This is a genomic window from Kitasatospora sp. NPDC004531, assembly GCF_053602195.1.
This window is the reverse complement of sequence record NZ_JBSGDD010000031.1, coordinates 1-13,674: the sequence shown is the minus strand read 5'-3', so window position 1 is coordinate 13,674 and position 13,674 is coordinate 1. Positions and strand designations below refer to the sequence as shown.

Annotated in this window: 12 protein-coding genes; 5 read left to right on the top strand and 7 right to left on the bottom strand. The window is 74.2% G+C overall.

Features of this window, described 5'->3' with window-relative positions:
- Nucleotides 1–11: 11 nt before the first annotated feature.
- Both ACWEMJ_RS15415 and ACWEMJ_RS15410 read right to left on the bottom strand, forming a co-directional pair.
- Nucleotides 12–1,154 carry a PP2C family protein-serine/threonine phosphatase gene (locus ACWEMJ_RS15415; RefSeq protein WP_452137533.1) on the bottom strand — a complete coding sequence of 381 codons (1,143 nt, stop codon included), beginning with the start codon at nucleotides 1,152–1,154 and terminating at the stop codon, nucleotides 12–14.
- A gap of 241 nt (nucleotides 1,155–1,395) precedes the next feature.
- Complete coding sequence (locus ACWEMJ_RS15410; protein WP_452137532.1) at nucleotides 1,396–2,613, bottom strand: cytochrome P450; 1,218 nt, start codon at nucleotides 2,611–2,613, stop codon at nucleotides 1,396–1,398.
- Nucleotides 2,614–2,726: 113 nt separating this feature from the next.
- On the opposite strand from ACWEMJ_RS15410, the gene ACWEMJ_RS15405 reads away from it, so the two are divergent.
- Nucleotides 2,727–3,086, top strand: a complete 360-nt coding sequence (locus ACWEMJ_RS15405) for an arsenate reductase family protein (protein ID WP_452137531.1) — start codon at nucleotides 2,727–2,729, stop codon at nucleotides 3,084–3,086.
- A 107-nt stretch (nucleotides 3,087–3,193) separates the two neighbouring features.
- Nucleotides 3,194–4,042 (top strand): siderophore-interacting protein, encoded by an 849-nt coding sequence (locus tag ACWEMJ_RS15400; RefSeq protein ID WP_452137530.1) that lies wholly within the window; start codon nucleotides 3,194–3,196, stop codon nucleotides 4,040–4,042.
- A 24-nt stretch (nucleotides 4,043–4,066) separates the two neighbouring features.
- Here ACWEMJ_RS15400 and ACWEMJ_RS15395 read toward each other — a convergent pair whose 3' ends face one another.
- The 4 genes from ACWEMJ_RS15395 to ACWEMJ_RS15380 all read right to left on the bottom strand — a co-directional run bounded on the left by ACWEMJ_RS15395 (nucleotide 4,067) and on the right by ACWEMJ_RS15380 (nucleotide 9,750).
- Nucleotides 4,067–5,101: a UDP-N-acetylmuramate dehydrogenase gene (locus ACWEMJ_RS15395; protein WP_452137529.1), complete on the bottom strand. Its 1,035-nt coding sequence runs from the start codon at nucleotides 5,099–5,101 to the stop codon at nucleotides 4,067–4,069.
- Nucleotides 5,102–5,112: 11 nt separating this feature from the next.
- Nucleotides 5,113–6,156 (bottom strand): serine hydrolase domain-containing protein, encoded by a 1,044-nt coding sequence (locus tag ACWEMJ_RS15390; protein ID WP_452137528.1) that lies wholly within the window; start codon nucleotides 6,154–6,156, stop codon nucleotides 5,113–5,115.
- A 2-nt stretch (nucleotides 6,157–6,158) separates the two neighbouring features.
- Complete coding sequence (locus tag ACWEMJ_RS15385) at nucleotides 6,159–8,210, bottom strand: UDP-N-acetylglucosamine 1-carboxyvinyltransferase (protein WP_452137527.1); 2,052 nt, start codon at nucleotides 8,208–8,210, stop codon at nucleotides 6,159–6,161.
- 277 nt (nucleotides 8,211–8,487) lie between these two features.
- Nucleotides 8,488–9,750, bottom strand: a complete 1,263-nt coding sequence (locus ACWEMJ_RS15380) for an XRE family transcriptional regulator (protein ID WP_452137526.1) — start codon at nucleotides 9,748–9,750, stop codon at nucleotides 8,488–8,490.
- Nucleotides 9,751–10,014: 264 nt separating this feature from the next.
- On the opposite strand from ACWEMJ_RS15380, the gene ACWEMJ_RS15375 reads away from it, so the two are divergent.
- Entirely contained in the window at nucleotides 10,015–10,980 is a 966-nt protein-coding gene (locus tag ACWEMJ_RS15375; protein ID WP_452137525.1) for a DUF1152 domain-containing protein, read from the top strand.
- A 172-nt stretch (nucleotides 10,981–11,152) separates the two neighbouring features.
- Nucleotides 11,153–12,526 (top strand): erythromycin esterase family protein, encoded by a 1,374-nt coding sequence (locus tag ACWEMJ_RS15370; protein ID WP_452137524.1) that lies wholly within the window; start codon nucleotides 11,153–11,155, stop codon nucleotides 12,524–12,526.
- Here ACWEMJ_RS15370 and ACWEMJ_RS15365 read toward each other — a convergent pair whose 3' ends face one another.
- Complete coding sequence (locus ACWEMJ_RS15365; protein ID WP_452137523.1) at nucleotides 12,527–13,072, bottom strand: DUF1697 domain-containing protein; 546 nt, start codon at nucleotides 13,070–13,072, stop codon at nucleotides 12,527–12,529.
- 69 nt (nucleotides 13,073–13,141) lie between these two features.
- On the opposite strand from ACWEMJ_RS15365, the gene ACWEMJ_RS15360 reads away from it, so the two are divergent.
- The gene (locus ACWEMJ_RS15360; RefSeq protein ID WP_452137522.1) at nucleotides 13,142–13,615 is read left to right on the top strand and encodes a pyridoxamine 5'-phosphate oxidase family protein; all 474 of its coding nucleotides are present in this window, start codon (nucleotides 13,142–13,144) and stop codon (nucleotides 13,613–13,615) included.
- The last annotated feature ends 59 nt before the right edge of the window (nucleotides 13,616–13,674 follow it).

The following is a 13,674-nucleotide window of genomic DNA, read 5'->3' as shown; positions in this document are numbered from 1 at the left end:
GGGCGGCCCGCTCAGGCGGCGCGCAGGGCCAGCACCGCGACGTCGTCGGACAGCGCGCCGGCGTGGCGGCGGACGTCCTGGTCGAGGAACGCGACCAGGGTGTCCGGGTCGGTGATCGGCAGCGTGCCGAGCCGGGCGGTCAGCGGGTAGAAGGCGCCGTCGCCGTCCCGGGCCTCGGTGACGCCGTCGGTGTGCAGCAGCAGGCTGTGCCCGGGCGGCAGCGGCACGGGGGTGGGCTCCGGGGTTGGGCCGGCGCCGAGGTGGCCGAGGCCGAGCGGGAGGTCCTCGGCGCAGCGGACGGTGGCGACCGTGCCGGGGCCGACCACCAGCGGGGCGAGGTGGCCGCGGTTGACCAGCTCGAACCGGCCGGTGAGCCGGTCGTGCTGGAGCAGCACGGCGGTGACGAACAGCTCGCCGTCGCCGAGCCGCTCGGCGGCCCGGCGCACCTGGCGGTCGAGCTGGGCGGCGAGTTCGCCGAGGTCGGCGGTCTCGTGGGCGGCGATCCGGAACGCGCCGATCACGTCGGCGACGGTGCGCACCGCCTCCAGGCCCTTGCCGCGCACGTCGCCCAGCAGGATCCGGGTGCCGTGCCGGGTCTCGCACACGTCGTACAGGTCGCCGCCTATGCCGACGTCCGCCTCGGCGGGCCGGTACAGGCCGGCGGCGCGCAGGCCCCCGACCCGGGTGGGGACGGGGTGCAGCACGGTGTGCTGGAGGGTGTCGGCGACGGCCTGGATCCGGGCCAGCCGGCGGGCCTGGCTGCGGCGCTGGGTCGACAGGCCCGCGCCCATCAGCCCGGCCAGGGCGGTGGCCAGGTACGTCCACAGGTGGTGCTGTTCGTGCAGGTGCCCGGAGCGCAGGGCGAGCAGCGCCTGCAGGCCGACGGTGAGGCCCGTCACGCAGGCCACCGCGACGGGGCCGGCGCTGAACGCCACGACCACCGGGAAGACCGTCAGCAGGAAGCCCGCGGAGACCGACCGGGGGACGGCCTCCTCCAGGGCCAGGTCGGCGACCAGCAGCAGGACCGGCAGGACGCGCGCCCAGGCCGGGGTGCGCAGCGCCTCGGCCATCGCCGCTTCCCAGCGGGCCGTGGCCGCGCGGCCGTGCGGGTCGGCGGGGGCGACCGGGGCGGGCGTCGCGGTGGGCGCGGGCATGTGCTGACCTCCTCGGCGGGCGCCCGGACGGGTGCGTCACCCTTCCATCGTCCCGTGCCACCGGCCGGGGCTGCCCTGTGCCAAGGTCCCGACCGATTGGGCCGTTCGGCCCGATTCGATCATATTTCACCCGAATGCCGTGACCGGCGTCACCATCGGCACCTTGACGGCACGTCAGCGGGCCGGCGCGGGGGCGTCGACGGGCCGGCGGCGGGCACGTCAGCGGCCGGAGGCGGGCGGGTCAGCGGCCGGTGAGGGCGACCGGCAGGGTGCGGTGGCCGCGCAGCACCAGCCGTTCGCGGCGTTCGGCCGGCCCGGCGGGGGCCAGCGCGGGGAAGCGGCGCAGCAGGGCGGGCAGCGCGGTGGTGGCCTCCAGGCGGGCGAGCGGGGCGCCCAGGCAGTAGTGCGGGCCGCCGCCGAAGCTGAGCGGTGGGCCGTCGGCGCGGGCCGCGTCGAAGCGCCCCGGGTCCGGGTAGCGGCGCGGGTCGCGGTTGGCGGCGCCGATCAGCAGCAGGGCGCAGGTGTACTGCGGGACGGGGCGGCCGCCGATGGTGAGGCCGTCGGTGAGCGCGACCCGGGAGGTCAGCTGCACGGGGGAGTCGAAGCGCAGCACCTCGTCGACCAGCGCGGACGGGTCGAGGGCGCCGTCGCGCAGCCGTGCGGCGGTGTCGGGGTGGTCGAAGAGCAGGGCGAGGGCGTTGCCGAGCAGGTTGCCGGTGGTCTCGAAGCCGGCCACCAGCAGCAGGGCCAGGTTGGCCAGCAGTTCGGCGTCGGAGAGCCGGCTCGGGTCGGCGTCGGCGGTCGCCACCAGGGCGCTGACCAGGTCGTCCCTGGGGGCGGCGCGGCGCAGCGCGGTGAGGTCGGTGAAGTACCGGGAGAGGTCGTCGGCGGCGCGGTCGGCGGCGGCCAGCTCCGCGTCCTCGATCAGGATCTCCAGGGTGGCGGTGAGGTCGGCGGCCAGCGGGCGGAACAGGTGCCGGTCCTGCTCGGGGACGCCGAGCAGCTCGCAGATCACGCCGATCGGCAGCCGGAAGGCGAAGGCGTCGAGGAAATCGAGCGGTTCGTCGCCGTACGCGGCGAGCTCGTCGAGCAGTCCTTCGACGGCGGCGGTGACGGCGGGCGCGAGCAGGGCGACCCGGCGCGGGGTGAAGACCGAGGAGATCAGCGAGCGCATCCGGGCGTGGTCGGGCGCGTTGCGCTCCAGGACGGAGTCGCCCAGCAGGGTCTTGCCCGGGTGGCCCTGGTAGTCCTGTTCGAACCGGGCGGCGAGCTCGGGGTCGAGCACTCCGAAGCCGGGGGTGCGCAGCACCTCGTCGGCCTCCTCGTACCCGGTGACCGTCACCAGGAAGTCGTCGGTGCGCACCGCCGGGCCGAACTCCCGCAGCCGCTCGTACAGCGGGTACGGGTCGCGGCGGCCGGCCGGCCCCAGCAGCTCCTCGACGATCGCGGCAGCGTCCATGGCGTCTCCCCAACGGCGGTCTCGTCACTCTCGTCTGCCGCAACGGCCGGGCGGCGCGCCGGAGTTCCCCGCGCCGGGCGGCCCGGGGCGGGTGCTCGGTAGGCTGGCCGGTCATGGAGATCTGGATCAACCCGCGGTGCAGCAAGTGCCGTACCGCGCAGAGCGAACTCGACGCGGCGGGCGTGCAGTACACGGTGCGCCGCTACCTGGACGAGCCGCCGACGGCCGCCGAACTGACCGAGGTGCTGGGCCGCCTGGGCCTGGAGCCGTGGGACGTGGCCCGGCTGGACGAGCCGGTCGGCAAGGAGCTCGGCCTGCGCGGCTGGGGCCGGGAGGACGCCGACCGGGCCCGCTGGGTGGAGGCGATGGCCGCCAACCCTGCGCTGATCCAGCGTCCGATCATCACCGCCGACGACGGCTACACGGTGATCGGCCGCACCGAGGAGGCGCTCAAGGACGTGCTCTCGCACTGAGCACCCCCCGCCCGGTGACAGCCCGCTGACAGCGCGCTGTGAGCGGGCCCCGGCAGGCTGGGCCGCGTCCTCTCCTCCGCCTCCTCCGTCTCGACGGGAGCCCCGCCGTGCCCGACCTGCCGATCCGCCGACTGACCGTCACCGCCGTCCACCGGCCCACGCCGCGCACCGCCCGGATCGCCTTCGCGCTGCCGCCGGGCGAGTTCGCCCTCGCCGGGCCGGACCAGCAGGTCAAGCTGTACTTCCCGCGCCCCGGCCAGGACCGCCCCGAGCTGCCGCCGGCCGCCCCCGGGCAGGACCTGATGGACTGGTACCGGGCCTGCCACGCCGTCCCGGAGCACCGCCGGCCGTGGATGCGGTCCTTCACGATCCGCGCCCACGACGCCGAACTCCACACCGTGGACGTCGACTTCGTGCTGCACGGCGACGGCCCGGCGGCCGACTGGGCGGCCCGGGCCCGGCCCGGGCAGGTGCTGGCGATGTTCGGCCCCTCCCCCGAGTTCGCCCGTCCGTTCCCGCTGGACGGCGCCGGGCCGCTGCTGTTCGCCTGCGACGAGTCGGCGCTGCCCGCGCTCGGCACCCTGGTGGAGGCGCTGCCGGCCGGCGCCCGGGCGCACGCCTGGATCGAGACCGCCGGGCCCGAGGAGCACCAACCCCTGCGTGGCTTCGGCGAGTTGACCGCGCACTGGATCCACCGCGCGGATGCCCCGCCCGGCGAACGGCTGCTGGCCGCCGTCCGCGCCGCCGAGCTGCCCGCCGACATCGAACACGCCTGGCTGGCCGGCGAGGCCGGCACCGTCCGCGCCCTGCGCCGCCACCTGCTCGCCGACCGCGGCCTCGCCCGCGCGAACATCCACTTCACCGGCTACTGGCGCCACCGCCTCACCCAGGACGACGCCCCCACCCCCGAGGACCTCGCCGACGCCCGCGAACTGCTCGCCCAGTACGGCAGTTGACCGGCTGCTGCCGCCCGGCCGACCTCACGACCATGCGCCGACGAACACCGGCTCGGGCCGCAGAGCGATGCCGGTGGCACTCTCGACCTGCGCCGAGAGTGCGGTGAGGGCTTGAGCGAAGTCCGTTGCGGTCGCTCCGTCGTGGGCGGTGAGGGTGAGCGTGCGGCGTTCCGAGCAGCGGACGCCGTCTGCGATCGTGCGGCCGGGGCCGTGGCCGACATGCTCCAGCAGCCACCCGGCGCCGGCCCGCAGCCGTCCGTCGCTGTCGGTGTGGACCGGGCAGCCGACAGCCGACCAGCGGGCGGCCCGGACGGTGGTGACCGGCGGGTTGAGGAAGACCGATCCGACCTGGCGGGCGTCGGTTCCGTACGGGTCGAGAAGAAGTCCCCGGCGGTGGCGGTTGGCGAGGACGGCGGCAGTCACCTCGGCAACCGGCGGGCGGGCTCCGACCCGGACGCCGAGTTCGTCGGCGAGCGGCCGGTAGGTGATCGGGGCAGCGGGTGAGCGGGTGAGGTGGAACGTCGCGGTGAGGACGGTCCAGCGGCCGGGGTCGCGCTTGAAGCGGCTGTCGCGGTGGCGCAGGCGGCATGCCTGGGCGGGCAGGGTCCGCGGGCGGCCCAGGTCCCAGTCCCAGGCGGTGAGGTGGTCGAGGGTGTCGGAGACCTGCTGGCCGTAGGCTCCGGCGTTCTGGACGGGGGCGGCCCCGACAGTGCCGGGTATGCCGGCCAGGCACTCGAGTCCGGCGAGGTGTTCGGCCGCGGCCCACTGGACGAGGTCGGCGAGCGGGTGTCCGGCCTGGACGGTCGCGGCGACCGTGTCGTCGTCCACCCGCTTCACGGTGATGCCCCGGGTGTTCATCACGGCGACGGTGCCCTGGTGGCCGGTGTCGGAGGCGATGACGTTGCTGCCGTGGCCGAGGATGAGGGGCGCGTCCTCCTGCCGGTCGCCGATCGTGCGGACCAGTTCGAACCAGTCGTCGGGGTCGGCGACCCGCACGACGGCGCCGGCCGGGCCACCGAGCCGCAGGGTGGTGAGGGACGCGAGCGTGGTGCTGGGCACGGGTGGCCCTCCTAGGGTTCGTCGATGATCGCCTTCAGAGCGAGGGCCCGCAGCGGGGCGAGGCGGGTGCGGTTGTCCTGGTGGTGGTAGACGGCGTTGGTGCAGATGGCCAGGTAGCGGCCGGTGGTCGGGGCCAGGTAGAGGCTGGTGCCGGTGAAGCCGTGGTGGTAGGCGACCCGGCCCTCGTCCGCGAGGATCCAGGCCAGGCCGCGGTCGAGGCCCGGCTCGATCGCGGCCTGCGGCTGCATGCTGCGGGCGAGCCAGCGGCCCAGGGGCCCGCCGGTGGCGTGCGAGGTCAGCAGGTGGGTGGCGAAGGTGGCGAGATCGGCCGGGGTCGAGAACACCCCGGCGTGGCCGGCGACTCCGCCGAGCAGGGCGGCGTTGTCGTCGTGCGGCATCCCCCACAGCCGGGGCCCGCCGGCCAGCCGCTGCTCGGTCGGGGCGACCCGGGCGGAGCGGGGCACCGGTCCGTAGGTCGTACTTGTCATGCCGAGGTGCTGCCAGATTTCGGCGGCCAGCTCGTCCAGGCGCGGGCCGCGGTAATGGGCCAGGGCCAGGCCGAGGAGGATGAAGCCGCGGTTGATGTAGCGGTGTCCGGCTCCGGGGTCGGCGATCAGCGGCTCCCCGCAGATCAGTTGGGCCAGCGGTTCGGTGCGGCCCCGGTACTGGTCGAGGCGGGTGTCGGCGCGGAGTCCGGAGGTGTGGGCGAGGATCTGCCGGGGTGTGACCCGGCCGCCGGGGGCGTCGGCCGGGATGTCGGGCAGCAGTTCGCGGATCGGGGTTTCCAGGGTGAAGCCGCCCAGGAGGGTGGTGGCGACCACCGGCCAGGTGGCCAGGACCTTGGTCAGCGAGGCCACGTCGTACACCGTGTCCGGCCCCGGCCGGGCGTTGCCGCACTCGGGGGCGACGACACCGGAGGCCAGGTAGCCGGGCTCGGTGTCGATGGTGCCGTGGGCGATGACTCCGCCGGGCACGATGCCGTCAGCGGTCATCAGGTCCAAGCACTCGCGCAGGTCGGCGAGCGCGTTCGGCTTCCACGACACGGTGGTGGTCACGGCTACTCCTGGTCGATCGTCAGGTCGGCACCGAGCGCCGCCAACTTCGGCAGCAGGCTGCCGTATCCGCGCCGCAGGTGGTACATCCCTCGGATCGTAGAGGTGCCCTCGGCGGCCAGGGCGGCGATCACGAGCGCGGTCACCGCCCGGATGTCCGCCCCGGCCACGCCGGCGCCGGTGAGGGCGGACCGGCCCCGGACGGTGATGACCGAGCCGGTCGCGTTGACGGCCGCACCGAACGCGGCCAGGGCCGACAGGTGGGTGTCGCGCCGGGGGTAGATCCGCTCGTCGATGCGGGAGCTGCCCTCGGCCTGGGTGAGGAAGGCGGTCAGCTGTGGCTGCACGTCGGTCGGGAACGCCGGGTGCGGGCCGGTGGCCGTCCGCACCGGCCGAGGCCCGGCCGGGAGGCTGACGGCCGTTCCACCGTCCAGCGGGTCGAGTTGGATGCCGGCGTCGGCGAACACCGACACCAGCCCGTCCGGGAACGCGGTCGGCGGGAAGCCGTCCAGGTGGACGGTGCCGCCGGTGATGGCGGCGGCCAGCGCGAGGGTGGCGGCCTCCAGCCGGTCCGGCGGCACGGTGAACACCCCGCCCCGGACGCGGTCGGTGCCGGTGACGTTCAGGGCCGCCCTGCCCCGCCACTCGATGCCGACGCCGGCCTGCGAGAGCAGGGCGGCGGTGTGGGTGACCTCGGGCTCCACACTGGGGTTGAGGATCGCGGAGGTGCCCGGGGTGCGGGCGGCCAGCAGCATCGCCGTGACCGTCGCACCCAGGCTCGGCCCCCACGAGCGGGTCTCGGCGTCGGTGACGAACGGCAGCCGCTTGCCGGTGAAGCGGGCCCGCACCCGGCCCCGGTTCACCTCGACCTCGGCCCCGGCGGCTTCCATCGCGGCCAGGTGCCGGTCGATGTGGCGGACGCAGAAGGCGTCCCCGCCGGGGGTGGGGAAGGTGACCTTGCCGGCGCGGGCCAGCAGGGCGCCGCCCATCACGGCGGTGGTGCGGATGCGCCGTCCCAGGTCATCGGGGATGACGGGGAAGCAGGAGTCGGCCGGTCGGGTGGCGAACTCGGCTCCGGTCACGGTGGCGCGGGTGCCGGTGCCGTGCAGGATGTCGGCGACGACCAGGGTGTCCAGGATCTCGGGGGCACCGGCCAGGGTGAGCGGGTCGTCGGCGAGGATCGCGGCGGCGTACAGGTGCAGGGCGATGTTCTTGCTGCCCTGGACGGCGGCGGTGCCGCCCAGGCGACGGCCGCCGGTGATCCGCACGGCCCGCTGGTCGGCCGTCGTCGTGGTGTCGCTGGTGGGCATGGTCACCGTCCCTGGCTTCCGGCCGGGAAGAAGCCTCCGACCTGGGTCTTCGGGTAGAGCAGGGTGTGTGTGCGCGCCGATCAGGGTGGCGGGCTGGAGCACGGTGCCGGCCGGAACGACCACGCCATCGCCGATCACCGCGCCGAACTTGGTCTGGCCGGTGGCGATGCGTCGGCCGTCGAGGTGGGCGCAGACCTCTTCGACGGCCGGTTCGGCAACCGGACCGGAAGTGACCCGCAGGCCGGTGGTGGACACGAACGCGCCGATGTTGACGCCGAGGCCGAGCACGGAGTCCCCGACGAAGCTGGTGTGCTTCATCAGCACGCCGCCGATCAGCAGAGAGCGGGTGACCTCGGCCCCGAAGCCGATCCGGCAGCCCGGGCCGACCACGGTGTTGTCGCGCACCCTGGCCCCCGCCCCGATCACCGCGCCCTGGCAGACCAGCACCGGGCCGGTGACGAAGGCCCCACCGGCGATGACCGCCCCGGGTGCCACGATCACGCGGCCGTCCACGGTGGCAGCGGGCTCGATGATCCCGTCCGCTTCCGGCAGCGGGATGTCCGAATGGCCGGCCAGCAGGTCGGTGACGGCCTTCTTGAGGTCGAACACGGTCGGGCAGCGGTTCAGCAGCTCCCGCACGACCGGGTCGGTGACGTGCTCGCTGTCGAAGTAGTACGCGGGGGTGGTGCGGTGGTCGATGCGGTCGAGTTCGGTGTGCAGCGCGGACGGGTCGGTCAGCCGGTGCATGGCTGGGTCTCCTCTCGGGCGAGCGAGTGGAAGAAGGGGCGGGGCCGTCACGGCGGCCCCGAGGCCACAGCAGGCGGGTGGGGACGGTCGCCGTGAACCTCGGGCCGACGTTGTCCACCGGAGCGGCGTGCCGCTGTCCGGCTGGTGGCAGTCAAGTGCCGGGCAACGGCCTGGAAGGGACGTTGGCACTGTGGGGAAGAAGCGGACGTTCCCCAGTGAACTGCCTGGCGAAAGGCAGGACCCGTAGCCCGGCTACGGGTCGTGGTCCGACTACGGGTCAGATGATCTGCACGCCCGCTCGGGCGGCGAAGTCGCGGACGCCGGGCAGCTTGCGGTCGTGCCGCAACAGGGTGGTGGCGAGGTCCCGGACAGCGCCCCGACGGAGTTCCTGCGGGGCTGTCTCCTCGGCAGCCAGCAGGGCCCGGTAACACTGCTCGGGCTTGTTCCACTGGTCGAATGCGCGAGCCACATCAATGAAGAAGCGGGCCTGCCGCTCGACGGTCGGCAGTGCGGTGGGAACGATCGTGGACGCCAGCTCGATCGCCCGGCCGGCATCGCCGAGCTCGTAGTGCACCGACACCTCGTGCAGGGCGACACCCTGGACGCCGTCCATCAGGCCGGAGGTCCGACCGGCGGCTGCCGCGCTGTCGGCGGCCTCGCGGATCAGCGAGTGCGCGTAGGCGCGGTCCCCGGCCTTCGCGGCGGTGTAGGCCGCGGTGGCGTACAGGTCGGCGCGGGTGGACAGCCGGGCGGACTCGGGCACCACCGTGTCGGCGTGGAGGTCCTCGGCGGCGACCACCACGATGTCGGTGGCTCGGGCCAGACTGCCCTGGCGACGCCATGCGCTGGAGACCATCCGCTGGGCCTCGGCGACCACCAGTGGGTCGCCCCCGTTCCGGGCGGCAGTGAGCGCGCGGTCTGCGGTGACGGCCACCAGGTTGTTGTCGCCGATCTTGATGCACAGCCGGGCCGCGAGGCTGTAGAGCTGGGCAACGTTGCGAGCCCGCTCCTCGGCGCTGCCGACCGCCTGGGCGGCAGCGATCCGGCCCGGCAGAGCCCGGGCGAGCGCATCGTACGCAGCCCCCTTGAACTCCTGGCGCGACGTCAATAACGAGGCCTTGACGGACTCGCGGGTCGGCTCCCTGTGAAGCGACGGAATCCGCCCCGCCCCGTAGAGCAGCAGATCCTCCAGGTCGGCCAGCGGCGAGGCTGTCCCGGGATGCGCTGCCTGCCGACCGGCGACCGGGGCGAACAGGGCGGCAGCCGCCAGGGTCAGGAACGGGCGGCGGCGCACATCGTCCTCCTCGGCAGCGGAAGTGCTCGTCAGCGTAGCGGAGGCGGACTTGCGGGGGCGCGACCTCGGCCGGTCGGCGGCCGGCTGCGGCAAGGCCAGCAGATCACCGAGTTCGCGGCCCAGCACCACCGCGAGGCGCCGGAGCAGCGTCAGGTCCTTCACCTGTTGCAGGTCCCGCTCGACCAGCGACATCCAGACCTCGCTCCGGCCGAGCTCGGTGGCGAGCCGGAGCTGGGTCCACTCCATCTCGGCCCGCCGGAGCGCGATGAACCTGCCGAACGTGACACCGGTTCCCCTCACCCTTGCCCCCGGGATCGTGTCGAAGCCACTACGGACCGCTACCGTACCGGTGCCCGGAGGCCACGGTGCGGTGCTTTCGAGGCAGAGCCGGAACGTGCGGCGACGGCAGGTCACACGAAGGCCGCAAGCGCCACCCGCCACTGGAATCACACCTCGCCCAGGAATACCGGTCCGCGGTCAGGGAGTTGACCGGCTGGTAGCGTCCGCCCGGTGACCACCAGTCTGTTCCAGCCGCCGCTGCTCGCCCGCCTGCTCGCCGCCGAGCGGATCCTGATCGCCGGTGCGGGCGGGGGCCATGACATCTACGCCGGGCTGCCGCTGGCCCTCGCGCTGCGGGCCGCCGGGCGTGAAGTGCACCTGGCGAACCTGGCGTTCACCCAGCACTACGGGCTGGATGCCGCCGCCTGGGAGGCGCCGCAGCTGGCCCGGATCACGCCCGACACCCGCTCCGCGGAGCCGAAGTTCCCCGAACGGTCGCTGGCGCGGTGGCTGCGCGAGCACCAACAGCCGGACACCGTCTGGGCGTTCGCCTCCACCGGGGTGAAGCCGCTGCGCGCCGCGTACCGCAACCTGGTGCGCCGGCTCGACGTGGACGCGATCCTGCTGGTCGACGGCGGCACCGACATCCTGCTGCGCGGCGACGAGGCCGGGCTCGGCACCCCGGAGGAGGACATGGCCTCGCTGGCCGCCGTCGCCGGACTGCGGTCCGTCCCGACCCGGCTGGTCGCCTGCCTCGGCTTCGGCATCGACGCCCACCACGGCGTCAACCACGCGCTGGTGCTGGAGAACCTGGCCGCCCTGCAACGCGACGGCGGCTACCTCGGCGCCTTCTCGCTGCCCGCCGACAGCCCCGAGGCCGCGCTGTACCTGGACGCCGTCGAACACGCCCGGGCCGCCGCGCCGGAGCGGCCGAGCATCGTGCAGGGGTCGGTCGCGGCCGCGCTGCGCGGCGAGTTCGGCGACGTCGGGCTCGCCGAACGGGTGCCCGGCAGCGACCCGTTCGTCAACCCGCTGATGGCGCTGTACTTCGGCGTCACCGTCGAGGCGCTGGCCGCCCGCAACCTCTACCTCGACCGGCTGGAAGGCACCGTGCAGACCCGGCAGATCGCCTCCGCCATCGCCGACTTCCGCGAGGACCTGCCCCGCCTGCGCCCCGCCCGGGCCTACCCGCACTGAGGGCGGTCGCCGGCCTCGCTGGACGCGGGGCGGGGAGGCGTGCTTGACTCCCGGTCAGGTCGGGGAGCGTGGTCCCGGCGCCCCGCCGGTCGGCGGGTGAGGACAACCCCCGGAACGATGGGGGGGTCTGCCGGATGGCCCGCGGTGCCGGCCCGCGGCGAGGCTTGAACCCATGATCACCACGCGCAAGTTCCTGCTGGCCGCGCTGCTCGTCCCCCTCGGGGCCACGCTGGCCGTCGCTCCCGCCGCTTCCGCCGCCCCGTCCGCTCCGACCTCCTCGTCGGTCTCCGCGGACGCCGCCGCGTTCCGCTCGCCCGAGGCAGCCCTCGGCCGGGTGGCTCATCCGCTGCGCACCACCGAGCCCCGGGGCGGCCTGGCCGATCTGCGCCCGTTCGGCGCGATGGTCGGCGATGCCGAGGTGGTGGGCGTGGGCGAGGCCACCCACAGCTCGCACGAGTTCGTCGCCCTCAAGCACCGGGCCTTCCGCTACCTGGTCGAGGAGAAGGGCTTCCGCACCTTCGCCCTCGAAGCCGCCTGGAGCAGCGGCCTGCGGATCGACGCCTACCTCACCCGGGGCGAGGGCGACCTGAAGCAGATCATGGACGAGGAGTTCCAGGGCACCTACCAGTGGTGGAACAACGCCGAGTACCGCGACCTGCTCCAGTGGATGCGCGCCTACAACGTCCGGCACCCCGACGACCCGGTGCGCTTCGTCGGCGACGACAACGGCTTCGCCGGGCCCGGCCTGTACGACCGGGTGAACGCGTTCGCGGCCGCGGCCGACCCCGAACTCGCCGCGCAGCTCACCCAGCTGTACCGCGGACTGCGGCCCACCACCAGCGCCGAAAGCTACGTCAACGACTACCTCGCGAAGCCGCTCGCCGAACGCAAGGAGCTCGCCGAACGGACCGGGCGGGCGGTGGAACTGATCAGGCAGCACCCCGGCGCCGACGCCGACGCCCACGCCTGGGCCCTCCAGCACGCCACCGCGATCCACCAGATGACCACCCTGTACGCCTTCGACTGGGACGACCCCCGGGACGTCCCCGCCGCCATGGCCCAACGCGACCGCGCGATGGCCGACAACGTCGCCTGGTGGCAGCAGCGCACCGGCAGCAAAATCATGCTCTCCGCCCACAACGCGCACGTCGCCCTCAAGACCTACGCCCCCGCCAGCCACCCCCGGGTCCAGGGCGAGTTCCTGCGCGAGCAGCTGGGCGCCCGCTACCTGAGCGTCGGCCTCGCCTTCAACCAGGGCGCGTTCAACGCCTTCAACCACGACGGCGTCCCGGAGCGCTTCACCGTCGCTCCCGCCGCCCCGGGCACCGCCGAGTACACCCTCGACAAGGTCCGCTACCGCGACTACGTCGTCGACCTGCGCAACACGCCCGCCCCGGCCACCACTTGGCTCGCCGAACCCCACCCGATCAAGAACATCGGCGCCACCTACCCGGGCATCGCGGACGCTCCCCAAGTCCGCCTCTCCGAGACCCACGACGTCCTCATCCACCTCGAACAGGTCCAGGCGGCCCACATGCTCAACTAGCTAAGCCTTGCGGGCGGCCGCGGCAATCTTCGCGGTGGTGTGGAAGAACCGCGAAGTGGCCTGCCCGCGGTAGGACTTGGGGAACGCGGTGGCCGGGTTGCCGGTCAGTCGGCCGCCCCGCAGGTGCATCACCACGAACGCCGCGTCCCCCGTCGCGCCGATCATCTCCCAGTCGCCCTTCGGCGAGGCCGCCGGCAGGACCACCTCCGGCGGCAGCGGCTCGGAGAGGAACAGCACGCACAGCCGGACGTCCTCGGTGACCTCGACGCCCGCGAACGGGTCCAGCGCGACCAGCGCCTCGACCTCCTCGACCGTCCGCAGCATCACCGGCACCTCATAGCCCAGGCCCTCCGCGAGGGCGACCTCGATCCGCGCCGTCAGCGCGGCCCGGTCGGTCTCGGCGGTGCGGAAGAAGACGTTGCCGCTCTGGATGTACGTCCGCACGCCCTCCAGGCCGAGGCCCGCGAACAGCTCCCGGAGCCGCTCCATCTTCACCGTGCGGCCGCCGACGTTGACCGCGCGCAGGAAGGCGATCCAGTTCTCCATGCGCGCGAGTGTAGGGCGGGCCGCCGACAATCGACGCCCGCGTCGGTGCCGCGTCCTACACTCGCGCGCATGACGACCTGGCAGGACTTCGAACAGCAGGCACCCGACCTCGCGCCGCGCATCCGGGCCCGGTTCGAGGCGTACAAGCACCACGTGCTCGCCACCCTGGCCAAGGACGGCTCGCCCCGGGTGAGCGGCACCGAGGTGGACTTCCACGGCGCCGACCTGTACCTCGGCTCGATGGCCGGCGCGGTCAAGGCGCTCGACCTGCGCCGCGACCCGCGCTGCGCGCTGCACTCCAACCCCGGGCCGGACGCGAGCATGACCGGCGGGGACGCCAAACTCGCCCTGACCGCCCACGAGTTGACCGACCCGGCGGACATCGCGGGGTACCAGGCGGAGCTCCCCGAACCGCCGCCCGGCCCGTACCACGCGTTCCGGCTGGAGCTGCGCCGGGCCACCCTGACCGAGGTGGCGGGCGACCGGCTGGTGATCAGCACCTGGCAGCCCGGCGAGGAGGTCAGGGTGGTCGAACGCCGGTGACGGCCTCCCCCGGACCGCCAACATCAGCATCGGGGCGTTCCGGCGTCCATCACGCTCTC